This window comes from Neoalteromonas arenosi (genome assembly GCF_030362855.1).
GTDB classification, from domain to species: domain Bacteria; phylum Pseudomonadota; class Gammaproteobacteria; order Enterobacterales; family Alteromonadaceae; genus Alteromonas_E; species Alteromonas_E arenosi.
Genome location: NZ_JAUCBP010000007.1, coordinates 879,482 through 903,890 on the forward strand (window position 1 = coordinate 879,482; position 24,409 = coordinate 903,890).

Below are 24,409 nucleotides of genomic sequence, written 5' to 3' on the forward strand. Positions count from 1 at the left end.
GCTTAACAGAGAATTGCGATTATGCGAGTTTAGCGTCTCGCTGGCTATTCATCTGCACTGTCATCACTGATTAGATGCTTCGGCAATTGTTTGCTAGGCTGTACACCCATGGTTTTAAATTGTTCTACCTGACGCACTAAATTGCCTTTTCCGCTACTGAGTTTATTGAGTGCGGCATCATAAGTTTTCGCCGTGGTATCTAAAGACTTACCCAGTTTTTCCATATCAGTGACGAAACCGGTAAATTTGTCATACAGCTTAGCGGCCCGCTCGGCAATAAGTTGGGCATTTTGGTTTTGGTATTCGTACTGCCAAATATTGTTAATTGTGCGCAGCGCCACGAGTAAATTCGTTGGACTAACCAACATAATGTTATTCGACAAAGCAAAATTAACGATGTCTGGATCGTGTTCTACCGCTAACAAAAAAGCGGGCTCAATCGGAATAAACATAAGCACGTAATCTAAGCTGCGCAATCCTTGGAGCTTTTGATAGTCCTTTTTACCCAAGCCTTTGATATGTGTGCGAATTGACTGTACATGCTGACGCAGACACTCTGCTTGTTTCTGCTCATCGTCAGACGCGTGATAGCCCTCATAACCAATCAGTGAAACTTTTGAATCAATTACGACATCTTTTTCATTGGGCAGATGCACCACAATATCTGGCTGTAACTGACGCCCCTCTTCTGAACGCAATGAAGCTTGAGTTGTAAACTCGTGTCCCTCTCGCAAACCCGATTGCTCTAAAATTCGCTCGAGTACCACCTCGCCCCAGTTACCCTGCTGTTTATTATCGCCCTTCAACGCGCTGGTTAGCGCGGACGCTTCAGCGGTAATACGCTGATTCAGCTCCTTTAACCCAAGGATTTCGGTTTTCAGTGAAGCTCGCTCTTGTCCTTCGCGAATGTAGGCATCCGCCACTTGCTTTTTAAACCCTTCGATTTGCTCTTTTAGCGGCGACAATAAACCATCTAAACCGGTTTGATTCGCCTTAACAAAGGATGCACTTTTCTGCTCGAAAATACGATTGGCTAAATTCTCAAATTGGGTTTGCATTTTTTGCTCAGCATCTTGCAGCAACTGAAGCTTTTCCGCCGCGGCTTTTTCATTGGCATTCAACGTGGCAATGCGCGCTTCATATTGGGCCAATTGCTGAGCGTTTTGACGTCTCTCAGTATCGAGTTCGTTGCGCAACAAATCGCGCTGCACAGCGATATCGGCAGCTTGCAATACCTGTTGACGTAACTCAATCACCTCGCGCTGTGCATCCTGTAGATCTTGAGCCGCACGTTTGTGCAGTGCTTCGGTTTGTGCATGCGTTTCGTGTAACTGAACGAGCTGTTGATTTAAATAATCATTATCGCGTTTACGAGACTGAAGTTTTAATAGCAAAACGACAAACAAGATAGCGGCTGCAACGCCAGCCCCAATGACAACCCATAGTTGTGCGGTAGTTGTGACTTCGAACACACAGTTCCCTTAAAAAGAAGGCGAGCTATGCTCGCCTGTTGACGTTTACTTGCTTAGCTCTGCATCTAATTCGGCAATTTTTGCTTTCCAGATTGCAGGGCCCGTTTCGTGAGCATTGCTGCCGGTACTGTCTACCGCGACAGTCACGGGCATATCTTCCACTTCAAATTCGTAAATGGCTTCCATTCCGAGATCTTCGAACGCTACCACACGTGATTTTTTGATAGCTTTCGATACTAAATAGGCCGCACCACCGACAGCCATTAAGTAAACTGACTGATGTTTTGCAATACTGTCGACTGTAGCTGGTCCGCGCTCGGCTTTACCAATCATGCCAATGAGTCCAGTTTTCTCGAGCATCATATCGGTAAACTTATCCATACGTGTAGCCGTTGTTGGACCAGCAGGACCAACAACTTCATCGCCCACCGCGTCAACCGGCCCCACGTAGTAAATGAATTTATTTGTAAGATCAACGCCATCAGGAAGGCCTTCACCGCTGTCCATCATCGTTTGAATACGTTTATGTGCTGCGTCTCGACCGGTCAGCATTTTACCTGACAGCAACACGGTTTCACCAACCTTCCACTCTTTAATATCGTCTTTGGTCAATGTGTCGAGATTCACTCGGCGCGTGCTCTCCCCGACTTCCCAAGTGACTTCTGGCCACTCTTCGAGTTTTGGTGCTTTTAGCTCCGCTGGGCCTGAACCATCCAAATAAAAATGCGCATGACGAGTCGCGGCACAATTTGGGATCATAGCGACAGGTTTAGACGCCGCATGCGTTGGCATTGATTTGATCTTGACGTCGACCACCGTCGTCAAACCGCCCAAACCTTGAGCCCCGATACCCAATTTATTTACTTTGTTGTAGATATCAACGCGTAACTTTTCTTCGGTTGTCTCTGGACCACGGTCGATCAATTCTTGGATATCAACCGGATCCATCAAACTTTCTTTCGCCAATACGGCTGCTTTTTCGGCAGTACCACCAATACCTATACCCAACATTCCCGGTGGGCACCAACCCGCTCCCATAGTCGGCAACGTTTTCACGACCCACTCAGCAATATCGTCGCTGGGGTTTAACATAACCATCTTCGATTTGTTTTCTGAGCCACCACCTTTAGCAGCAATCATGACTTCAATTTTGTCACCTGGCACAGTATCAATGTGGACAACCGCGGGCGTGTTATCTTTTGTGTTTTTGCGCGTACCAGCAGGGTCGGCAACGATTGATGCACGCAAAGGATTATCTGGATTTAGATAAGCGCGACGTGTACCTTCATCGACCATTTCTTGCACGGTCATATCGGTTTTATCCCAACTTGCGCCCATTCCGATCTTGACGAAACAGGTGACAATGCCCGTATCTTGACACAATGGACGCTTACCTTCGGCAGACATTCTAGAATTGATCAGAATTTGCGCCATTGCGTCTTTTGCTGCTTGGCTTTCTTCACGTAAATAAGCCTTTTCAACTGCCTTTACGTAATCTAATGGGTGATAATATGAAATAAACTGTAACGCATCTTCGATGCTATCAATGAAATCTTGTTGACGAATAACGGTCATGTGGTCCTCATAACAAATGGCTTGCTACAAAATAGTGTAGTGATTTGTGCAACAAACAGTATACTACCCTGCGCGGTGAGAATGCACTACATCCGATCTAAGACTTAAGTACAAAATGCAAAAAAAAGCTTTCGTAATCAGCCCTATTAGAGCAGCACAACCAGTCGATGTATTAACCCTTTTTGCCCAGTACGCGGGGCAACCATGGGCGCTATTATTCGATAGCGCCGGTGAACGTGAAGCCGATAATCAGTTCGATATTCTTTTGCATTCCCCGAGTAAAACCATCGAGGCTTTCCCCAATTCGACACGCGTTACCGATGTTGTAACCGGTGCAGTAGTGGAACACTCTGGCGATCCTATCGCTATTGCGCGTGACATTCACCGCTCGTTTGTTGAATCAATCTCTGAGATTGAACAGCCAGATAACACAAGTCTGCCATTTTTAGCGGGTATTGCGGGCATGTTTAGCTATGACTTAGGTCGACACTTTGAACACTTGCCGTCTCCTTTTAAGGAACATACCAGCACACCGCGGATGGCGTTGGGTCTGTACACCCGCTCACTTATCTTGGACCGAAAAACCCACACCCTCTACGACTGTCACCTGACTGATCAACAGGAACAGGATATCAAACTGAGCTCAGGTGATTGTAAAGCTGACTTTGCGCTAACCTCTAAATGGCAAAACAGTTGTAGCAAAAAAAACTATGTTGAATGCATTGCGCGGATCCATGACTACTTAATTGCAGGTGATTGTTATCAAGTCAACTTTGCTCAACACTTTGCTGCGCATTACACAGGTGATGAATGGCAAGCCTATAAGCAACTGCGCGACGCCAACAAAGCCCCATTTTCAGCCTTTATGCGTTTACCGAAGGCGTGTATTCTAAGCATCTCGCCAGAACGTTTTTTAGCGGTCAAAGATGGTCAAGTTGAAACCAAACCAATCAAAGGTACGCGTCCTCGCAGTGTTGATAGCGCCAATGATCAAGCCTTGGCCGAAGAATTATTGGCCTCTCCTAAAGATCGCGCTGAAAACCTGATGATCGTTGACTTACTCCGCAATGACATCAGCAAGCACTGTCAACCCAATTCCGTTTTGGTACCTAAACCGTTTGCGCTGGAAAGTTACGCGGCGGTGCATCATCTGGTATCGACGGTAACAGGTCAGTTAAATGCAAATTCTGACCCCTTCGCCTTGTTGCGCGATGCCTTCCCTGGCGGCTCAATAACCGGTGCCCCAAAAGTTCGCGCCATGCAAATTATTGACGAATTAGAAAGTCAGCCTCGCTCAATTTACTGCGGCAGTATTGGTTATGTTGGTATCCAAAATGATATGGATACAAGTATTTGTATTCGCACATTACTGGCAGAGAGTAACCGGCTCCATTGCTGGGCTGGCGGCGGTATTGTGTTAGACTCTGATGCAGAATCAGAGTATCAAGAGAGCCTTGATAAGGTGAATAAAATTCTACCGGTATTAGCATGACAGAAGCAGAGTTCTTAGCTCGCCTTCATCATGTCAGACAAGTCGCGTCTGAAGCAGACTATCCATTGCGCGTAGCAGGCAAGCCTGCCGGAGTGCTAGTTCCACTTGTCAATCGCGAGCAAGGATTACAGATTTTGCTAACGCGGCGGGCATTGCACTTGCGTCACCATCCCGGACAAATTAGTTTTCCCGGCGGTCGACAGGAAGCGTCAGATGCTGACGCTGTTGAAGCTGCACTGCGTGAAACCGAGGAAGAAATTGGCATTTGCCGAGCGCATGTTGATGTCATAGGTCAGCTACCTGCGTATCGAACCATATCAGGTTACGCGATGGTTCCCGTATTAGGCTTTGTAAAGCCAGACTTACCCCTACACTTGGATAAAAATGAAGTAGAAGACGCATTTGAAGTGCCGTTGAACTATGCGTTGGATAAGCAAAATCACTTTATCCATTGGATTGAACGGCAAAACTATCGGCATCCTATATACTTCATTCCGTTCGAAGATACTTATATTTGGGGAGCTACTGCCGCTATCTTGCGTACGCTAGCCAATCACATTCACGCTGATTGACCACAGTTTCAGCAACTTTTCTTTACATTCGATTAACAGACCTAATCCATGTAATTAGGTTTTTTAATTTGTGACAGCTATGATTGCGAGCATAATAGCGGCGATTAATATAACCATAAGAGACACCCTATGATCAGCGTATTCGATATGTTCAGTATTGGTATCGGTCCCTCAAGTTCACATACAGTCGGGCCCATGCGTGCAGCCCAGCAATTTATTGCAACACTTGAAGACCAAAAAATACTGGCGAGTGTCGACCGCATTGTCACCGAACTCTTTGGCTCTCTTGGACAAACAGGAAAAGGCCACGGTACCGGAAAGGCCGTTATCTTGGGACTTCATGGCTACGCACCGGAATCCATTCCCGTAGAAGCCATCGAGCCAATGTTACAGAATGTAGAGCGCACGGAACGTTTGCCAGTTAACGATTCACATTCGATTGCTTTCCCGAGTGAAGGCGCGATTGTATTTCATCGTCGTAAAACCCTACCTCTGCACGCTAACGCTATGACTTTGCGAGCATTTAACGGCGATTCTCTACTATTTGAACAAACCTACTACAGCATAGGCGGCGGTTTTATTGTTACCGAAGAAGAGTTTGTTAACGCTAAGCAAGATGCAATAGATTTGCATGAAAAACCTGTGCCCTATCCGTTTAGTACTGCCGCTGAGCTTATTCAGCAAGCAAAGGATAACGGTATCTCTATCAGCTCTCTTATGTGGCGCAATGAAATGGTCCATATGTCAAAAGAAGCGGTACAGGAAGCGTTAGCCAATATTTGGCAGGTAATGCAGGCCTGTATCAAGCGCGGCATCGAAACCGAAGGCATTTTACCTGGTGGACTTAAAGTAGTCAGGCGTGCCCCAGCGCTATATCGTCGCCTCAAAAATGAGAAATCGGCCGACCCAATGCAAGCTATGGACTGGGTCAATTTGTTTGCCCTGGCGGTAAATGAAGAAAACGCCGCTGGCGGTCGTGTGGTTACCGCTCCGACTAACGGTGCGGCCGGGATCCTGCCTGCAGTGTTGAGTTACTACGATAAGTTTGTCCAGCCCGTTGACGACGAAACGGCAACCCGCTTTTTACTCACTGCTGCGGCTATAGGTATATTGTATAAGAAGAATGCGTCGATCTCTGGTGCAGAGGTTGGCTGCCAAGGTGAAGTTGGCGTTGCTTGCTCTATGGCAGCTGGTGCGTTAACCGAAATACTGGGTGGCTCAGTCAGTGCGGTCGAAAATGCGGCGGAAATCGGTATGGAGCACAACCTTGGATTAACCTGTGATCCAGTTGGCGGCTTGGTCCAAGTGCCCTGTATCGAGCGCAATGCTATGGGTGCGATAAAAGCCATTAATGCATCGAGGTTAGCGGTTCGAGGAACGGGCGAGCATAAAGTGTCGCTGGATAAAGTGATTAAAACAATGCGCGATACTGGCAATGATATGAAAACCAAATACAAAGAAACTGCGCGCGGTGGTTTGGCGGTTAATATCATTGAGTGTTAAACGAATACATTACCTATATTTAAGATGAAACTTACGTCCAAACCGCGCTAGACTAATCATCATTTTAATCTGTAGCGACAGAGTTCATGGATTCAGTGAGTCAGTTGGTCTTGGGTAGCGCCGTAGGCTACGCGGTTTTAGGCCGAAAAATGGGTGTAAAGGCCGCCGTGTACGGGGCTGCGTTTGGTACACTGCCGGACTTGGATGTTTTCCTATCTTATGGTGATCCGGTTAAAGACTTTACCTATCACCGCAGTTTTACTCACTCAATCGTCATGCAATTACTGATAGCACCTGCATTTGCTTGGGGATTGCAAAAGCTACATAAGCTTCGAGAAACAACGTTCAACGAATGGTTTTGGCTGGTATTTGCGGTGCTCAGTACGCATGCCATTCTCGACAGTTTTACCGTTTATGGTACGCAGTTGCTTTGGCCTTTTACCGAGTACCCCTTTGGAATTTCGAGTTTATTTATTATTGACCCCGCGTACACATTACCCCTGTTATTTAGCTTTATAGTAGTCTTACTCCCCCCCTTAAATCCTGCTCGTAAACGCAGTATTAATCACTATGCACTCGCGATAAGCTGTGGGTATATGCTATGGAGTCTAGCGGCCAAGTGGCACATTGACGGCTTGGTCGATGATGCTCTGACAAAGCGCGGCATTGATAATTCCCTATCAGTAAGCACCCCAGCACCGTTCAATACCTTCTTATGGCGCTCCGTGGTTGTTGAGCAGAACCATTACTATGAGATTTATGCTTCGGTGTTTGACTCTGTCGATGACGTGAGTATTTATCAGTATCAAACTCAACCAGAGCTTATTGCACCACTCCAAGACGAGTGGCATGTACAACGCTTACAATGGTTCACTAAAGGTCTTTATGCCGTTAGAGCTGAGGGAAACAACGTACATATCACTGACCTACGCATGGGGATTGAAGGCAGTTACGTGTTTGACTTTGTCGTCGGCGAACAGAAAGCCTTGGCTGTTATCCCATCCGCACCAGAACAAAAAGCTGTTCGGCCTGACATCAATCAAGCGGGATTATTGTGGGATCGCATATTGGATCCCAACGTAGACCTAAGCCGGTGTGCCCGAGAACAGCTTTGTTAGGTTTACCGGCTAGATTTATTTAACCGGCAAGGTGATATCTTTAAACAGCTTTTCAACCTCATCGTTGTTCTTTTGCATCATTGCTTTTTCAACCATAGTTTTGGTCAAATGCGGTGCAAAACGCTCGATAAAGTCATACATGTAGCTGCGTAAAAATGATCCCTTGCGGAAGCCTATTTTGGTTGTACTGTACTTAAATAAGTGGCTGGCATCGATTTTTACCAAATCATCATCGGTATCTTCATTCACTGCCATAGAAGCAATAACGCCGATCCCTACGCCCATACGCACATAGGTTTTAATCACGTCGGCGTCCGTAGCGGTGAATACAATTTTAGGCGTTAAACCTGCGCGTTCAAAGGCTTGGTCGAGCTCAGAGCGGCCAGTGAACCCAAATACGTAAGTAACCAAAGAATACTTGGCTATATCGTGTATATCGATTGAAGATTTCTTTGCTAAGGGATGTTCTTTGTTGACAATAACGCTTCTGTTCCAGTGATAACAAGGCAGCATTACTAAGTCGTTGTAAAGATGCAGGGCTTCTGTCGCAATCGCAAAGTCAGCCTCGCCCTTAGCGGCTAAATCACTGATCTGCGATGGAGTGCCTTGGTGCATGTGCAAGGAAACTTTGGGAAATTTGTGCATGAACCCCTGAATCACTTCAGGTAAGGCATAGCGCGCTTGAGTGTGTGTCGTAGCAATATTGAGTTTGCCCTGATCAGGTAATGTATGCTCTCTCGCAACTGATTTGATACTCTCAACTTTGGCTAATATTTGGCGAGCAATATTGATAACGTCCTGGCCAGCGTCTGTAACATGGGTCAAATGTTTACCACTGCGCCCGAAAATCTGTACACCTAATTCATCCTCTAACATTCGGACCTGCTTGCTTATACCCGGTTGCGATGTGTATAGGCTCTCAGCGGTTGCTGAAACATTGAGATTGTTATTTTGTACTTCGACTATGTATCGTAGCTGTTGCAGCTTCATGTATGATTTCCATTTGGCGCTATTATATTCCTCTAGCGTGCACGCATTTTCTACTAGAGTTTCTCCGTCAAATACAGAGGTTGACCGCTTTATTGTAGTTAAAAACACTTTCTTTATGCAAAAAAATTAGGCAAAACACGCAAATATACTAGATACTAGAATAAGGAAAGAGATCAAAAGGTTTCAAAATGTCAGGTAACATCGACTTTTCATCCGTACTCGCCGCGGCGATCCACGATATGAAAAATTCGCTTAATTTACTGATCCAAACCCTGGAATCGCTCGACAAAGCAATCGAACCTGAGAATCACACTGCGCGGGAGCAGCTCTCGCAAGTACATTATGAGTCATCGCGCTTAAATACAGGTTTGGTACAAATGTTATCGTTGTACCGCGCTGAGTTGTCAGGACTTCCCCTTAATATCGATGAACACTTCATCGAGGATTTGTTCGTTGAGCTAGAGGGCGCCAATCAAACCTATATCAACCAACGCAAAGTAACACTCACCACTGAAATTAATGACGTGGATGGTTGGTTCTTTGATAAAGACCTTATTTTCCTGTTATTAAATGATGTACTGATCAACGCAATGCGATACGGAAATCAAAAAATTCATTTGTCCGCAGCTATTGCCGATAACATGTTAGTTGTTAGAATCGAAGACGATGGACCAGGTTACCCTGAAAACATGCTTGAACAAAGCCATTCAGATTTGGCGGAGTTTAATTTGAGCCAGGGCCGTACTGGTCTGGGATTGTTTTTTGCGCGCTTAATTGCAACTGCGCATCAGAATCAAGGCTTACAAGGCGAAATTTCGCTGAGTAATGGCGGTCGGTTCGGCGGTAGTGTATTTCAAGTAAAATTACCCTAAACTGTGCCCATAATAATAAATTGCGCTTCTTGAAAAGCGCTCAACTAGTGAAGCAGCTTATCTATGTCAATGTTTGCAATTGTGGTTGGCTTAATTGTTACGTTAGTCGTAGTCGCTATCGTGATAAATGCGTTCCAACAGCACAAAGCTAAAATCGAAGCCGAAAAACGCACAGAAATAGCTAAACAGAAGTCTATCATTGATGAGACTGAGAACGTCCTGATGGCCGCTTCGCAGTTTCCGCTGTCACCTAAATTGGTTTGGGTTTTACATCAACGCGTGCAAAACGCATTGAAGATCATGCTGGAGTTAAACCCTTCATTGCCGGAGATTCGTCAACGCGTGAAAGATGCTGAAGCTCGCGTGCAATCAATTGACCTCAACAGTTCAGCATCTGAGCAAAACAGTTTTTCTTTACCCGACAATGACAAAATGATCATTCAGATGATTCAAGCCATTAAGAAACTGCGCGTGTTGCTGCGTTCTGAACACAGCAAGGGTAAAGTCGACACCCAAATGTATATGCAAGAAGACCGTAGCTTGGAGCGTTTGCAGTTACGTGTAAATGTCGAAACGTTGGCACGCCGCGGCAATGCGGCACTGAGTTCGAGTATGCTTGGTTCAGCTCGTCAATATTTTGAGAAGGCCATTGGCGCCTTGGAAGCGCAAACTCAACCCGACGAGTACATGCAAACGCGTCACGCTGAATTATCAGCTCGCTTGCAAGAAATCCAAGATAATCTTAAAAACGTTAACGCTCAGGACCGCGCGAGGAAGAAGGCTGAAGAACGCGACGAGCTCGACGAATTATTTGCACCAAAGAAAAAATGGTAGAACCAAGCCACAGGATCTGCTGGCAAACGATGATTGAATAAATCAAAGTGAAACTCTTTGTAATTTTGATAGACTAACATTCAGTAAAGAGATAAATCTCTTGACGATTTCTCAGTATTACCGCGGCTGCTGACCCCGGTAACGAATGAGGAATTACTATGCAAAAGGAAAGAAATCGCGCGTGGCGTAGATTTAAAAACTCAGTCAATCAACACAAAGGTATGGGTACAGAAAACCTGTGGAAGCCCGAAAAGAATTGGAAACAGGTGTATTTGCGCTCCGAAAAGCTCAATCGCGCTAAGCAGCTTGGTTTTGATTACCCTCGGAAGAACCTCACCAAGCAGGCACTAGAAGAGTATCAATGTGAAACGCACTAACTTACTCTTTATTTGTAGCCGTAACCAATGGCGCAGTCCCACTGCGGAAAGTCTGTGGCGTCGTTCGGATTTGTACGACGCCCGTTCTGCCGGCACTAGTCCAAAAGCAAAAAAAACTGTAAGCGCTAAAGACATCCAGTGGGCAGATATTATTTTCGTAATGGAAAACAAACACAAAAATCGGTTAGTTGCAGCTTTTACCCGCATGCTGGATCACAAGGTCATACATGTATTGGATATTCCAGATGAATATCAGTATATGGATCCCGAGCTAATTGCAGAACTCGAAGCTAAAGTGCATAGCTATTTACCATCGTCGTAACGCCATGTCGCCGAAAGTAGGGTATTAGATCACCGCTTTATGCAATGATTGGGAGGCAATACTTGTTGATTCAAGCAACAGCCTCGCTCGCCTCGCGATTACATATGTGATCCCAGAACCGCTGCGCCGCAACTGACAATGTCCGACGCCGGGCGCGTATCATCCCGACCGGTTTGACCAAGTGGTTTTGCGCTAGTGGCACGCAAACCAGCCCTTTGGCGAGCATTTGTTTGCGACACAACATGGGGACAATTGAAACACCGATACCTGCAGCGACTAACTGGCCCACAGTACCTAATTGGTTAGCCTCAGCAATCAATTTAATATCGGTATCCAGTGATTCAGCAGTGCTGTGCAACCAATTGCGTACGCTAGAGTCATGATTCATTGCTACGAATGGCTCTTCCAATACCGCCTGCCAGTCAATTTTTTCACGTTTTGCGAAAGCATGCTCTGGGTAAACCACTGCAATGAATGCATCATCGAATAAGGGATGAAACTCAAGACCATCCTCCCGCTCGGGCTTAAAACTAAAGCCGATCTCAGCCCGCCCACTGAGAATACAATCAATAACCGCTTCCATTACAACATCAAGGACTCGAAAACGAATATTTGGATTAGATTGGTGAAATCCACGGAGTAACCTAGCCAGCAGGCCTTCTGCAAAAGACGGCATGGCGGCGACAGTCAATGTCCCCTGCTTCACTGCAAACAACGATTTTATATCTGCCATCGAGTTTGACCAATCCATCAGGATCCGTTTTGCTTGCGGTAAAAACACCTTACCTTCAACACTCAAAGCAACATTTCGCGTATTACGCGAAAATAGAGCGCCCCCGAGATCTTCCTCAAGCTTTTTAATACTAGTGGACAAAGCCGGTTGAGTGATGTGTAACTTCTCGGCAGCTTCGGCAAAAGTTTTTGATTCAGCTAAACAAACGAAGGCACTTAAAGTCTTTGGATTGAGCATGATCACAATTGATAAATTATTTTTATCAATTAAGACATTAAATTAATTTCACTTCAAGCGCGTCTTCTACAATACTAGGTGAATAATTCATCAACAGAGAACATCTAATGTCAGGATTTGATAAAGTCGTTAGTAGCTATGCTGACGCAATGCAGGGCCTTACAGACGGCATGACCGTCATAGCTGGAGGCTTTGGCTTATGTGGTATTCCCGAAGGCTTAATTGCTGAAATCAAACGCATGGGCGTGAAAAACCTAACGTTTGTTTCAAACAACTGCGGCGTCGATGACTTTGGGTTAGGCATCTTGCTTGAAGACAAGCAAATCAAAAAGATGATTTCGTCTTACGTGGGTGAAAATGCTTTATTCGAACAGCAACTGCTGTCTGGTGAATTAGAAGTTGAACTTACTCCGCAAGGCACACTGGCTGAAAAAATGCGAGCAGGCGGTGCAGGTATTCCTGCGTTTTACACAGCGACAGGTTACGGTACTCCAGTAGGCGAAGGCAAAGAAGTCAAAGAGTTCAATGGTCGTCCATATATTCTAGAAGAAGCCATCACCGGTGAATTCGCCATCGTGCGCGCGTGGAAAGCTGACCGCTATGGCAACTGTATCTATCGCCACACAGCGCAAAACTTCAACCCAATGGCGGCAACAGCTGGCAAGATCACGGTTGTTGAAGCCGAAGAAATCGTTGAGCCAGGTGACTTGGATCCAAGTCAAATTCATACGCCAGGCATCTATGTTAACCGCGTAATTCAAGGCTCGTTTGAAAAACGCATTGAACGTCGCGTATTGGCAAAATAGGAGAATCACCATGGCTTTAACTAGAGATCAAATCGCAATGCGGGTTGCCAGTGAATTCAAAGATGGAGATTACGTAAATTTAGGGATTGGTATTCCAACGCTTGCCGCCAACTACGTACCAGACGACATCGAAGTGATGCTGCAATCCGAAAACGGATTATTGGGTATGGGTCCTTATCCAACAGAAGAGCAAATCGATGCAGACATGATTAATGCTGGTAAAGAAACAGTTACCGCAATCAAAGGCTCATCTATTTTTAGTTCGGCGGAAAGTTTCGCGATGATCCGCGGTGGACACGTTGATTTTACCGTACTGGGAGCCTTTGAGGTCGATGTACACGGCAACATTGCATCGTGGATGATCCCAAACAAATTAGTCAAAGGTATGGGCGGCGCGATGGATTTGGTCGCAGGTGCAAAAAACATCATTGTAACCATGACGCACGCGGATAAACATGGCAACTCGAAGTTACTCAGCGAATGTACCTTACCGCTAACCGGCGTTAATTGTATTACTCGCATTATCACTGACTTGGCAGTGCTAACCGTTGCCGATGGTGCTTTCCACTTAACGGAGCGTGCGCCCGGCGTCTCGGTCGAAGAAATTGCAGAGAAAACCGCGGGCAAGCTGGTCATTCCAGAGCACGTGCCAGAGATGGTTATTTAAACCATAAACCAAATAAATCCCCAAGGCGCTTTATAGCGCCTTTTTTCTTCCAAATAGACCGCTTGAAATTTGCAGCTAGCCAAGGCGTGAAATTAGGATATCCATGCTCGGTGCAGACACTCTCACCGTTGTTCTATCATTGATATTAAAAATAAGCTATTTAAAAAATCATGATTGAATTTCAATTCTGAGCTCCGTCACTAATGCCTCATCAAGTATTCATCAGTTATTCATCACATGACCGTCTTGTGGCTGATGCTATTTGTTCAAAGATAGAAGAAGCGAATATAGATTGTTGGATTGCACCGAGAAACGTAAGACCTGGATCTGACTGGGGTGAATCAATAATCGATGGTATCGAGGCAAGTAGAATATTCGTATTAATTTTTTCTGGACACTCTAACAATTCTAACCAAGTAAAAAGAGAAGTAGAGCGTGCTGCTAGTAAGGGCCTTATTATTCTGCCGTTTCGTATTAACGATGTAAAACCAACGCGAAGTATGGAATATTTTATCAGTACATCGCATTGGTTAGATGCAATTACAGAGCCTTTGGACTCTCATATAAACATTCTGGTCGGTCATATTAAAAGTCTTCTGAACGACAAATTAGAACCTGTAGTCGTTGAAACAATAGAAACTAAGCCTATTTCAAACAGCCAAAAGAAACCTATCATTTCGTTGAAAAAATCATTCCTGTTTACCCTCGTTTCCGTTATTGCGGTGGTAGCTTATGTTATGTACCCAATATCTTTCACGGATGAAAACCATAGCATGACTGACGTTTCTGATAGCCAAGAAGTAAACCTCCCCCTGACGCTACAATGTGAACAAAAGCTTTCCAATGGACCTCTTCAGGAAGCTAGTATTTTAAATGGGTATGCTTATGAACAAAGTGAAGAAGCTAAAGTATTTTGCAAAGCGCTTTTGGACAGCGCCCCCACAAATCCTACAAATATTCGCCTTTATGCGCGCTCTCTAGTCGCTTCTGCAAATTATGAACGCGCAATAGCGTTTTTTATTCAAGCTGCAGATTTGGGAGATGATTATTCCAGTCTTGTAATGGGGTATTACTATTTACTTTGGAGAGAGGCTGATAGGCAGCGCGGCATTGCGTACATGGAGAAAGCAGCTGCAACTATGCCCCTAGCGCTTCTCGAACTTGGACTTACGTATGAGTTAGGAAGGTTAGCTACACCCAACTATGAAAAAGCGGTGTATTACTATCAACTGGCGGCGAATCAAAATCTTGCTGAGGGCTTTTTCCGACTAGCACAAATGTATCAGTTTGGGCTTGGCGTTGAAAAAGATTTGAGTACTGCTCGCGATTATTACCGAAAAGCAATTGTAGAAAACCATGAAATGGCTGAAGAGGCTTTAAATGAACTTTCGAAGAGAAAATATTAGTATTTCATTGTTTGCTCTTGTACTTATCGTTGTTACAACAGCGTTAAACCCAACGTTTGCCGCAATTAAAATAAGCAAAGTCGGTAGTGCAATAACCCTAGAACTAAAAACACCTATTCGCACTAGTTATCCAGCCGGGCGAATACTCTCCGTTTTGCCGAAAGGAACAATGATAGAGTTCAACAACATTGTAGGAGATGGCCGAGGCCATTGGTACTTGGTGACCTATGTAGATCAAAATGGTGTTCAATTTAAAGGATTTGTTGACGCAAGATTTTTACAAGAAATAGATGAAGAGGTGACAAAGAGTCGATAATGTTACTAGTAAGTGTTAGTTCTGTTTTCAGCTAAACATGTAAACTCGTTGTTTACAGTGGTTCATCGACTAATAAACCAAGTAACAGATTAATACTCTGCTACATTTTTTCAGCGTACAACTGAAACGTCATAGACTATAAAAGAACAAACAAATAATTGATCTCCCCATTTCGTTCCCACTCTATCGTTTTGCGCTGTATTCAGGGATAATAACGGCGAATTCTGCCGAGGAAAGCGCATTGCTATTTAATGATTTACCCCTTGATCACCGGATCAAGAAAGTTTTAACCGATAAAAAGTTTACTGACTTAACGCCTATCCAAGCGAAAGTCATTGCTCCTGCTTTAAAAGGCAATGACATAATCGCATCGTCAAAAACCGGTTCAGGTAAAACCTTGGCTTTCCTCGTGCCTACCGTACAGCGTTTACTGAAAACTAAGGCTCTCAGCAAGCAAGATCCGCGTGTGCTTATTCTTGCTCCAACTCGCGAGCTGGCCAAACAGGTGTTTTTCGAAGCTAAGTGGTTAACCGCCAATATGCCGATAACTTGCCAGCTGATTGTAGGTGGCGAAAACTACAACGACCAAATTAAGGTTCTGCGCCGCAATCCGCAAATTATCGTCGGTACCGCGGGTCGTATTGCCGACCACCTAGACAATAAATCATTTTTTATCAATGGGTTAGAACTGCTTATTTTTGATGAAGCCGATCGTATGCTCGATTTAGGTTTTAAAGAGCAGCTGTTACTTATCAACCGCTTTGCCGACCATCGCAAACGCCAAACCATGATGTTTTCGGCAACACTTGGTCGCATCGAAATCGATAGTCTTGCCCAGTCACTGCTTAAATCACCAACAAAAGTAGTGGTTGGCAGCGCAACCGAGCAGCACAGTGAAATCAGTCAAAAATTAGTGTTTGCCGATAATGTTGAGCACAAAGACCAATTATTAGTAGCTGCCCTACAGCAAACTGAACACAATCAAGCCATCATTTTTGCAGCCACTCGCGAAGATACTGAGCGTTTGGCTAAGCACTTGAATGAAAACGGCTTGGATGCCGTTGCCTTGCATGCTGAAATGGCGCAAAACGCCCGTTCGAATGTAATGAATGCATTTGCTAGGGGACAACATTCGCAATTGGTATGTACTGATGTGGCCAGTCGAGGGTTAGACTTACCCCGCGTGGGTTTGGTAATTAATTTTGATTTACCAAAACAGGCTGAAGAGTACATTCATCGCATTGGACGAACGGGCCGTGCGGGTAACACAGGACAAGCCTTTGCTTTTGTTGGGCCGCGTGATTGGCGCAGTTACACTGATATCCGTGCCCTACTCGATTATCCGCTTGAAGAATTTAGCTTTGCCGACATGGTCGCGACCTTTAAAGGTTACGATCACAAACCAGTAAAGAAAAAGACGAATAAGGCTGAAACCATTTCTCGTCGTGCAGTAAAAGCTAAAACAGCGGCACCAAAGAAACGGGTAAAAAGTATGGCAGGTATTGATGTGGGAGACGCCCCAATGCGACGTAAACCCAAACCTGTTATCACCGATGACGAGTCTAGCGATAGCGAAGATTAGCGGCCGAAAGTTCGCTAATACTTGATTTGCCAAGCAGTTGCATATCGCGGCGTATCTCGTCTTTAAATATTTGCAACGCTTTATGCACGCCCTGTTGGCCACCCGCCGCCAACGGGAACAAGTACCCTCTGCCAATGCCAACAGCTTTGGCGCCGAGCGACAAGGCTTTAATAATATGCGTGCCGCGCTGCACACCACCGTCGAATAGCACATCCAAATCATCACCAACGGCTTGAACTATTTCGTCAAGCTGATCGAATGAACTACGACTACCATCGAGCTGCCGTCCTCCGTGATTCGATACCACAACCCCCGAACAGCCCACGTCAACAGCGCGCTTGGCATCGTCTGGATGCATCAAGCCTTTTAGACAGAATTCCCCGCCCCAAAAATCAATCATCTCTGCAACATCGTCCCAATCAATACTTGGCTCTAACATTTCGGTGAAATAGTTGCCGATTGATGTGGCTGAGCCGCTAAAATCAATGTGCGCATCTAGTTGTGGTAACGCAAAACCACCGCTGCGCAAGTAGCCAATGCCCCAGCGCGGTTTCCGGATAAACTCGAGTATTGAGCCTGGTGTTAAACGCATTGGGATAGAGAATCCACTGCGGATATCGCGTTCGCGGTTACCTCCAGTGACTGAATCAACGGTTAGCATCATCACTTTGATACCCGCTGCTTTAGCGCGCTCTAGCATGGCGCGGTTCAAGCCGCGATCTTTGTGGAAGTAAAACTGAAAAACCTGTGGCGTTTGCACCAACTCCCGAATGTCTTCTAAGCTTTCTGTGCCTAAAGAGGATACGCCAAACAGCGTATTAAATTCTGCCGCAGCAAGCGCCACCGCGCGTTCCCCTTTATAGTGGAATAAACGCTGTAATGCGGTCGGTGAACAGTAAAAAGGTACATCAAGCTTTTGCCCCATGACTGTGACCGACAAATCAACATCACCAACCCCGGTTAATACCGAAGGAAGTAAATCACAGTCATCAAATGCTGAGGTATTTCGCGCTTTGGTGATTTCATCATCAGCACCACCGTCAATGTAATCAAAAATCGGTCGGGGCAGTCGCTTTTTTGCCAAGCGCCTGAAATCTGCGAAGTTGATACACCGGTTAATACTCATTGTGGAAAGTCTGCCGCGATTTGGGTGAAAAATTGTGGGGAGTACAAACGAAAATGTGCGCCTTGGCGCACATTTCTAAGTCATGTTGGTAAACTGCTAGTATTCCCACCAGCCTTCTTGCCACCACTTTAGGAACTCATCAAAGTCGATAAACCCATCGTGGTTGTCATCAATTAAATCAAAACCTTCTTTAACTCGATTGGCTTTGGTTTTTGGTGACAAGATCGTCAGCAGCTCAATGAACTCCTGCATATCGATTTGACCATTGTTGTCTTTATCAAAGTAGTCGAACTCTTTGCGAACATCTTCGATTTGCGCTTCGGTAAGGCTTCTATCAGACATGTTTCTCACTGTTTACATCTAAACTACAATGCGGTTAGTGTAGCGCTGATTGTGTAAAGATGTCTACGCAAACCTTGTCCACAATCAGCATTTTTCGATGTTTTAGTAGGCTTTGCCCATTGCCTTCTTTTGGTCTCTGCGCGCTGCCGCTTTTTCTTGGCGACGACGTTTAGTGGCAAGCCGTGCATCACTACCCACGTGCGCTTCGTTGCGCTCTTGTGCTAGCTGAACTTGCTTCTCACGTTCGCGGAAACGGGCAATTTGCTCTTCGCTGTGTTTGCCATAGCAATGTGGACAACTAACACCTGGCTCATACTTATCACTGGCCTTGTCTTCGGCGGTGATCGGTAAGCGACATGCATAACATTGGTCGTAATGACTTTGCTCAAGATCGTGATTAACGGCAACGCGATTATCGAATACGAAACAGTCACCTTCCCACAAGCTCTCTTCTTGCGGCACATCTTCTAAATACTGCAAGATGCCACCTTCAAGGTGATAAACCTCTTCAAAGCCCTGCTCTTTCAAATAAGCGGTCGATTTTTCACAACGGATCCCACCGGTACAAAACATTGCCACTTTTTTATGCTTGCTAGGGTCAAGTTCATTCGCAACATAGGCCGGGAACTCGCGGAAAGACTCGGTGTTAGGATTGATCGCGTGCTTGAACGTACCAATTTCAATCTCGTAGTCGTTGCGCGTATCAATAACAGTCACGTCAGGATCAGCAATCAATTCATTCCAGTCTTTCGGCTTAACATAAGTACCTACGGTTTTACGCGGGTCGATACCCTCTACACCCATGGTTACGATTTCTTTCTTAAGCTTCACCTTGGTGCGATAAAACGGTTGTTCTGAGTGGATGCTCGTTTTATACAAGATAGGAGCTAAGCGCTCATCACTGTTAAGCCAGGCCAGTAGTGCATCAATCCCTTCTTGAGAGCCTGATACAGTGCCATTTATACCTTCTTGCGCAAGCAGCAATGTGCCTTTGATTTGGTTGTCTACCATGACCGTATATAGCGGTTCACGCATAGATTTGTAGTTATCGAGCGTTACAAATTTATATAACGCACAGACGATAGTCTTGGACATTCAGATTTTCCTTATTTGCTAATTGGAACGTAAAACCAGGGCAAAATTCGGCGCGGACTGTACACGGATTGACCGTGAAAAGCAACTAGCTCAATGCTGCGTGTGCTTGCGGGATAAGTTCTGCTAGCTCGTTGGGAGACAATGAAAGTTCTTCATTTTCAGGCATTTTCAAGGCTTTTTGAAACGCGTTCTGGGTTTGCCAATGACAATTGGCTAATATTTCGTCATCAATACGTGATGGGTCATTTTTTACAGCGAGCGGGTCTGGATGCATACATTGCCATAACAGCAATTGATTTACCTGTTGATTAGCGATCAATTCTGAACTTATGCGTAAATGTTCAAAGTCCGCAGATTTTGCATCCAATGGCGCAGAGCGATAGTGGTTTTCAATGCCTTCGCCGCGCAGTTCTGGCTCGACGGGTGTTGCTAATTTTGGTGAAGAAAAGAGATTAGAATTAATCGCTGCCAGATAATACGCAAAGTTTTGCCCTTGCTGAACCGCACGACAAAGCTGCCCGCTATACTCAGGCTCGTACTCTGTTAATGCGTGACTGACCGGCGCAGCTTCCATCGACTCTTAAAATTTTATAGTGCTGTTTATAGCTTATCGACAGAAAAAGAAGATTCTTAATCTTGCGTTACGCCAGTGAATGTTCGACTATGTGTGTGATATCCAGCGATTTTATTCTTAAATGGAAATAATCAATTACTCCGAAAAGCGTTTTCTAGTCGTCGAAGATCAACGCCCATTCTTGGTGATGCTGCGTGGTTTGCTCAACACCATGGGAGCGCAATCGGTAGCGGTCGCGCAAAATGCTGAAACCGCTATTAGTTTGTGCCGTAAAGAGAAATTTGATTTCGTCGTGTGTGATATTCACCTTGGTGCGGATAAAAAAAACGGTTTTGAATTGATCGAAGAATTGCGCTTGCGCAAGCTTTTAAAACCAACCACGGTGGTACTGGTGATCAGTGCCGATAGTGCCCGACACTTGGTCATCGGCTCGATTGAGAAAGAGCCTGATGATTACCTCATAAAACCCTTTTCACAAATTCAATTAAAAACGCGACTCAATCGCGCATACCATCGTCGTACAGAGCTAGCAAATGTCTACAAAGCCATGGCTAAAGATGATAATGAAGCGGCAATCGACGCGTGCTTAGACCTATTAAAAGGCAGCCTAAATTACCGCCAAACCTGCCTCAAGTTATTGGCTGAATTATATTTGCGCAATGGCGATTACGAAGCCGCCAAGTCGCTTGCCGAACGAGCCAATAATCAACGCCCGATTAAGTGGGCCCAAAAGACTATGGCACAAAGTCACCTGGGCCTAAAACAACCGGAAGAAGCAATATCGATGGCTGAGTCATTGTTGAAAGCCAACCGCTTCAATGTCGACGCGTATGACGTGTTGGCTAGTGCACACACAATGCAGAAAAAACACGATAGTGCACTGGAAGATATTCAGCAAGCGGTCTCAATAGCGCCGCTATCACTGCAACGACAATTTCACGCAGCGTCGATTGCGCGCAATGCCGGGGATTTTGAGTTTGCTAAAGATTCCTGCCAGGCTATTTGGCAGATTAGCAAGCGCAGCGTTCATCGCGATGTCGTTCACTTAAGTAACTATATCCGCAGTATTCTGGACGTTGCAGAGCACGCGGACGATAAAAAGACGCGTAACCGTTTTCAGCAAGAAGCGTTAATTACATTACAGCGTAATCGCAACGATGAAGTATTTACACGTGGCGATGATAGTTTCGACTTTAATCTTTATGAAGCGATTGTACATTCGCGCATTAATGCGTTAGACGGCAAAACTATTCAAGCGAAAAAGTTGCTCGAAGAAGCTCAAATTGGCATTGAAGCAAAATATGAAGAGTATCCGCTGAAGCTCGCTCCTGACAGCTTTAAAGTGATGGAAGAAATTGGTGACTATGAAGACGCCGAACGCTTAGGCAAACTACTCGTTAGCAGGATAGACGAACTCGATCCCAATGTTCGCTATTTAATTGAGAATGAAAACAAGCAACATGCAGAGCAACACGAAGCTTACAAGGCACACAATAAGGCTGGCATAGAAGCATACCGCGACGGCAAATACGAGACCGCGATGCAAAGCTTTACGGCAGCAAAAGCGTTGGCTCCAGTAAATATTGGTGTAGCCCTTAATCTGCTTCAAAGTATTGTTAAGCTTCTTGGTATGCAACGAAAACCCGAACCTAAACTGGTAATTGAGTTGCGCCAAGTCTATAAGTTAGTTAATGGCCTTCCATTACGCGATAATCACCAGCAAAAGCTAGACGACTTGCAGGAAGAACTTGCGCCTTACTTGGACCTGAATAAATGAGCATGTTGTACGACACATTAAAATTGAGCATCACCGCGGCTATTGTCGTTTCGGTTACGTCTGGCTGTAGCTCCAATAACTTTTGTGAGGATATTTTAGAAGTTCAGCGGCAAGAGCAAATGTGTCAAGAGCTCGCTCAAATAATGCGCAACAACCGCTACCCACAACAAGCCCTTACTGCACGCAAACGCTTTGAAACTGAATGCACCGAACTGCGTTACTATCGCGACGACTACGACACTATTTGCAAAGGTGATCAGCAACCTATCGGTGCGACACGAAGAGAAAAACAGCCGTAAGTTTCATACTACCCCACGCTCAGGAATAGCATCCCAGACTTGATGCGGGCATTGTATCGAAAAAAAAGACATTAAAACATTGATATAAATCACCTTTTCCATGCGACGAGAGCGCTACAATCAAGCAAGTCCTTAAACAAAGAAACTGGAGTCGAGATTGGAGTATTTGCACCTAATCATCGCTGGCTTATCTGGCATTATTCTATTTGTTTTTGGTCTTGATAATTTTTCTAAAGAGATTGAAAAAATTTCCGGTGAGCAATTCCGAAACGCCCTCAGTTCGGCCACCCGTTATCCGATCATTGGGGTGCTAATAGGTGCGATAGTCACCATGTTTATTCAATCCAGTTCTGCGACTTCAGTGATCAGCATAGGACTGGTCAATGCAGGCGTGTTGTCGTTTAAAAACAGTGTTGGCATTATCTTTGGCAGTAATATTGGTACGACGGTGACCGCTCAGCTCGTTGCGTTTAAGCTCACTCATTTCGCCCCGTTTTTTATCGTATTAGGCTTTATATTAACAATAATGCGCAACCGCGCATCGCTGTTTGGTAAGGCGGTATTTTACTTTGGTTTTGTTTTTTTCAGCCTCAACCTAATCTCAACAACGCTTGAACCCCTGCAACACAATCCAACCTTAATCGCATTTTTAACCGAGCCACAAAATCCTGTGTATGCGATTCTACTTGGCTGTGTATTTACAGCGTTAGTGCAATCTAGCTCGGTCACAACCGGTTTAGCCATTATATTTACTCAACAGGGTATGATAGGTCTTGAAAATGCAGTACCACTCATACTCGGCGCTAATATCGGTACTACTGCAACCGCGCTAATTGCAGTTTTTAATATGGACACCGCGGCAAAAAAGGCGGCTTTAAGCCACTTTCTATTTAACGTTGGCGGTGTCGTTTTGTTCTTACCCATACTTTTTATGTACGGCTACAAGCTCGCCGAATTCGATCAGAACCCCGCCCTTGCACTGGCTAATATTCATTTGGTGTTTAATTTAACAGCCAGTCTCATCTTCACTGTTTTTATCGGCCCTTTTACGCGTTTTGTTGATTATGTGTTAGGTGATGGCGATATGGACTTCGATCGGATTGTACAACCGCAAATAGAGCCTGAAGACAATTTTGACACCGTAAAGCAGAAGCTCAATACGAGTACTGACTACTTATTTAACTTTTTAAAAGAAAACTACAACGCCGTAACGCTCAGCATCGAGACGAACTATAAAGGTCTATATGATGCAGCCGAAAAGCGAATCGCTTATGTCGATTTTTTAAAAAAACAAATGCAGTATTTTTTTGCCAGCGCAATCACTTTGATTAATCAAAAAGCTGAATCAAAGGAGTTGTTAAAGCTAATCAATCAGTTCGACTATCTCTTTCAGATCCACGATTCCATCAAAGATTTATTTGAAACCAAACGCTTTCTCAATGATAGCTATGTGGAGTTAAATAGCGATTTGTTATTATTAACCCGAGGATTGTCGATTTTAACCTTAGAGTATTTCGAGGAAATTGCCGCTGAAATGCGTGACAAATCTTCGGATAATCAGCAGGTCGTATTGAAAGAAAAAGCGAAAATAATGCAGCAAGAAATCAACGATGCCAATCGGTCTCTTTTGTTGTTAATGCTCGATCCAGAACGAAAGGACGCGGCATCGCTGATCAACTTTGTGACCTACTCACAACGACTCAAAGATAAACTCAGTAATTTTGCTCACCTTAACGTTAAGTTGACGCATGATATCCCAGACGCCCATGACGCGAAGCAGTGAAGATGAAAAACAACGGCTAGAGTTGGAGGCCGCATCTATATTCTTACAGTGGTACCAATCACACACACAGCGGCCGTGTAAACTACTTCACGCCAACCTGCCGGCAAAACCAGACGTTAGTTGTAAAATTGGTACGGCCCACATTGATTTAGAAATAGCACACTTGTACGGCAGTGAAACCGAGGCGATGCAGATTTTAGGACGAGAACTGCCGCAGCAAACAAGAAATGAACTTGCGGAATTAAACGCTCAAGAAAACACCCAACGTCGATTACATGTAGCCTTAGCACGGATATTAAAACAAAAAGCAAATAAACATTACCACAGTCGTGAAGTATGGTTAATTATTCGTAACATGCATCCGCAGTGGCGTCCACATGAAGCGGTGCTTGAACTCCGCAATTGCATTCAACCGCTCGCACATCCATTCAAACACATTTGGTTAGTTAGTGACCAATATGGCGCCAATGGCGTGTTGCAATTAATTTAAAAAAAGCCGGCCATTATTAATCGCGATTTCCACACACTAGCGAATAACA

Annotated in this window: 25 protein-coding genes; 17 read left to right on the plus strand and 8 right to left on the minus strand. The window is 44.9% G+C overall.

Annotated elements, in window-relative coordinates:
* Positions 1 to 44: 44 nt before the first annotated feature.
* Both QTP81_RS10280 and QTP81_RS10285 read right to left on the minus strand, forming a co-directional pair.
* Positions 45 to 1,472, minus strand: a complete 1,428-nt coding sequence (locus QTP81_RS10280) for a DNA recombination protein RmuC (RefSeq protein ID WP_289365275.1) — start codon at positions 1,470 to 1,472, stop codon at positions 45 to 47.
* 45 nt (positions 1,473 to 1,517) lie between these two features.
* A complete protein-coding gene (locus QTP81_RS10285) occupies positions 1,518 to 3,047 on the minus strand; it encodes a fumarate hydratase (protein WP_289365277.1) in 1,530 nt (509 codons plus the stop codon).
* A 115-nt stretch (positions 3,048 to 3,162) separates the two neighbouring features.
* On the opposite strand from QTP81_RS10285, the gene pabB reads away from it, so the two are divergent.
* From pabB to QTP81_RS10305, 4 genes are all read left to right on the plus strand, one after another.
* The gene (gene pabB, locus QTP81_RS10290; RefSeq protein WP_289365279.1) at positions 3,163 to 4,539 is read left to right on the plus strand and encodes an aminodeoxychorismate synthase component I; all 1,377 of its coding nucleotides are present in this window, start codon (positions 3,163 to 3,165) and stop codon (positions 4,537 to 4,539) included.
* The gene (locus QTP81_RS10295) at positions 4,536 to 5,111 is read left to right on the plus strand and encodes a CoA pyrophosphatase (RefSeq protein ID WP_289365280.1); all 576 of its coding nucleotides are present in this window, start codon (positions 4,536 to 4,538) and stop codon (positions 5,109 to 5,111) included. The genes pabB and QTP81_RS10295 overlap by 4 nt, the downstream gene beginning before the upstream one ends.
* 129 nt (positions 5,112 to 5,240) lie before the next feature.
* Positions 5,241 to 6,614, plus strand: coding sequence for an L-serine ammonia-lyase (locus tag QTP81_RS10300; RefSeq protein ID WP_289365283.1), 1,374 nt, complete (start codon positions 5,241 to 5,243; stop codon positions 6,612 to 6,614).
* 86 nt (positions 6,615 to 6,700) lie between these two features.
* Entirely contained in the window at positions 6,701 to 7,732 is a 1,032-nt protein-coding gene (locus tag QTP81_RS10305; protein ID WP_289365286.1) for a metal-dependent hydrolase, read from the plus strand.
* Positions 7,733 to 7,747: 15 nt separating this feature from the next.
* On the opposite strand, the gene cysB is transcribed toward QTP81_RS10305, so the two are convergent.
* Complete coding sequence (gene cysB, locus QTP81_RS10310) at positions 7,748 to 8,722, minus strand: HTH-type transcriptional regulator CysB (RefSeq protein WP_289365288.1); 975 nt, start codon at positions 8,720 to 8,722, stop codon at positions 7,748 to 7,750.
* Between the two features lie 188 nt (positions 8,723 to 8,910).
* Here cysB and QTP81_RS10315 point away from each other — a divergent pair, with 188 nt between their 5' ends.
* The 4 genes from QTP81_RS10315 to QTP81_RS10330 all read left to right on the plus strand — a co-directional run bounded on the left by QTP81_RS10315 (position 8,911) and on the right by QTP81_RS10330 (position 11,127).
* Positions 8,911 to 9,594: a sensor histidine kinase gene (locus QTP81_RS10315; RefSeq protein WP_289365289.1), complete on the plus strand. Its 684-nt coding sequence runs from the start codon at positions 8,911 to 8,913 to the stop codon at positions 9,592 to 9,594.
* 69 nt (positions 9,595 to 9,663) lie between these two features.
* The gene (locus QTP81_RS10320) at positions 9,664 to 10,428 is read left to right on the plus strand and encodes a hypothetical protein (RefSeq protein WP_289365637.1); all 765 of its coding nucleotides are present in this window, start codon (positions 9,664 to 9,666) and stop codon (positions 10,426 to 10,428) included.
* A gap of 158 nt (positions 10,429 to 10,586) precedes the next feature.
* Positions 10,587 to 10,805, plus strand: a complete 219-nt coding sequence (locus tag QTP81_RS10325; RefSeq protein ID WP_289365290.1) for a hypothetical protein — start codon at positions 10,587 to 10,589, stop codon at positions 10,803 to 10,805.
* Positions 10,792 to 11,127, plus strand: coding sequence for a low molecular weight protein tyrosine phosphatase family protein (locus QTP81_RS10330; protein WP_289365292.1), 336 nt, complete (start codon positions 10,792 to 10,794; stop codon positions 11,125 to 11,127). Before QTP81_RS10325 ends, QTP81_RS10330 begins: the two co-directional genes overlap by 14 nt.
* A 70-nt stretch (positions 11,128 to 11,197) precedes the next feature.
* Here the strand turns inward: QTP81_RS10330 and QTP81_RS10335 are convergent, their stop codons facing one another.
* Entirely contained in the window at positions 11,198 to 12,097 is a 900-nt protein-coding gene (locus QTP81_RS10335) for a LysR family transcriptional regulator (protein WP_289365294.1), read from the minus strand.
* A gap of 107 nt (positions 12,098 to 12,204) precedes the next feature.
* On the opposite strand from QTP81_RS10335, the gene QTP81_RS10340 reads away from it, so the two are divergent.
* From QTP81_RS10340 to QTP81_RS10360, 5 genes are all read left to right on the plus strand, one after another.
* Positions 12,205 to 12,903: a CoA transferase subunit A gene (locus QTP81_RS10340; protein ID WP_289365296.1), complete on the plus strand. Its 699-nt coding sequence runs from the start codon at positions 12,205 to 12,207 to the stop codon at positions 12,901 to 12,903.
* 10 nt (positions 12,904 to 12,913) lie between these two features.
* Positions 12,914 to 13,570, plus strand: coding sequence for a CoA transferase subunit B (locus QTP81_RS10345; RefSeq protein ID WP_289365297.1), 657 nt, complete (start codon positions 12,914 to 12,916; stop codon positions 13,568 to 13,570).
* Between the two features lie 203 nt (positions 13,571 to 13,773).
* Entirely contained in the window at positions 13,774 to 14,976 is a 1,203-nt protein-coding gene (locus QTP81_RS10350; protein WP_289365298.1) for a toll/interleukin-1 receptor domain-containing protein, read from the plus strand.
* A complete protein-coding gene (locus tag QTP81_RS10355) occupies positions 14,951 to 15,292 on the plus strand; it encodes an SH3 domain-containing protein (protein WP_289365300.1) in 342 nt (113 codons plus the stop codon). Before QTP81_RS10350 ends, QTP81_RS10355 begins: the two co-directional genes overlap by 26 nt.
* A 241-nt stretch (positions 15,293 to 15,533) precedes the next feature.
* Complete coding sequence (locus tag QTP81_RS10360; protein WP_289365301.1) at positions 15,534 to 16,874, plus strand: DEAD/DEAH box helicase; 1,341 nt, start codon at positions 15,534 to 15,536, stop codon at positions 16,872 to 16,874.
* On the opposite strand, the gene QTP81_RS10365 is transcribed toward QTP81_RS10360, so the two are convergent.
* The 4 genes from QTP81_RS10365 to QTP81_RS10380 all read right to left on the minus strand — a co-directional run bounded on the left by QTP81_RS10365 (position 16,855) and on the right by QTP81_RS10380 (position 20,011).
* Positions 16,855 to 18,000, minus strand: a complete 1,146-nt coding sequence (locus tag QTP81_RS10365; RefSeq protein WP_289365302.1) for an alpha-hydroxy acid oxidase — start codon at positions 17,998 to 18,000, stop codon at positions 16,855 to 16,857. The two genes, QTP81_RS10360 and QTP81_RS10365, sit on opposite strands and share 20 nt — an antisense overlap.
* 96 nt (positions 18,001 to 18,096) lie before the next feature.
* Positions 18,097 to 18,342, minus strand: a complete 246-nt coding sequence (locus QTP81_RS10370; protein ID WP_289365304.1) for an EF-hand domain-containing protein — start codon at positions 18,340 to 18,342, stop codon at positions 18,097 to 18,099.
* Positions 18,343 to 18,444: 102 nt separating this feature from the next.
* Positions 18,445 to 19,437, minus strand: coding sequence for an oxygen-dependent tRNA uridine(34) hydroxylase TrhO (trhO, locus tag QTP81_RS10375; protein WP_289365306.1), 993 nt, complete (start codon positions 19,435 to 19,437; stop codon positions 18,445 to 18,447).
* Positions 19,438 to 19,522: 85 nt separating this feature from the next.
* Entirely contained in the window at positions 19,523 to 20,011 is a 489-nt protein-coding gene (locus QTP81_RS10380) for a VC2046/SO_2500 family protein (RefSeq protein ID WP_289365308.1), read from the minus strand.
* Between the two features lie 121 nt (positions 20,012 to 20,132).
* Here QTP81_RS10380 and QTP81_RS10385 point away from each other — a divergent pair, with 121 nt between their 5' ends.
* The 4 genes from QTP81_RS10385 (at position 20,133) to QTP81_RS10400 (ending at position 24,360) form a co-directional block, all read left to right on the plus strand.
* The gene (locus QTP81_RS10385; RefSeq protein ID WP_289365309.1) at positions 20,133 to 21,788 is read left to right on the plus strand and encodes a tetratricopeptide repeat-containing response regulator; all 1,656 of its coding nucleotides are present in this window, start codon (positions 20,133 to 20,135) and stop codon (positions 21,786 to 21,788) included.
* Positions 21,785 to 22,087: a hypothetical protein gene (locus QTP81_RS10390; RefSeq protein WP_289365311.1), complete on the plus strand. Its 303-nt coding sequence runs from the start codon at positions 21,785 to 21,787 to the stop codon at positions 22,085 to 22,087. Before QTP81_RS10385 ends, QTP81_RS10390 begins: the two co-directional genes overlap by 4 nt.
* Positions 22,088 to 22,244: 157 nt before the next feature.
* Positions 22,245 to 23,870, plus strand: a complete 1,626-nt coding sequence (locus tag QTP81_RS10395) for a Na/Pi cotransporter family protein (RefSeq protein WP_289365312.1) — start codon at positions 22,245 to 22,247, stop codon at positions 23,868 to 23,870.
* Positions 23,854 to 24,360 carry a hypothetical protein gene (locus QTP81_RS10400; RefSeq protein ID WP_289365313.1) on the plus strand — a complete coding sequence of 169 codons (507 nt, stop codon included), beginning with the start codon at positions 23,854 to 23,856 and terminating at the stop codon, positions 24,358 to 24,360. The genes QTP81_RS10395 and QTP81_RS10400 overlap by 17 nt, the downstream gene beginning before the upstream one ends.
* Positions 24,361 to 24,409: the final 49 nt, after the last annotated feature.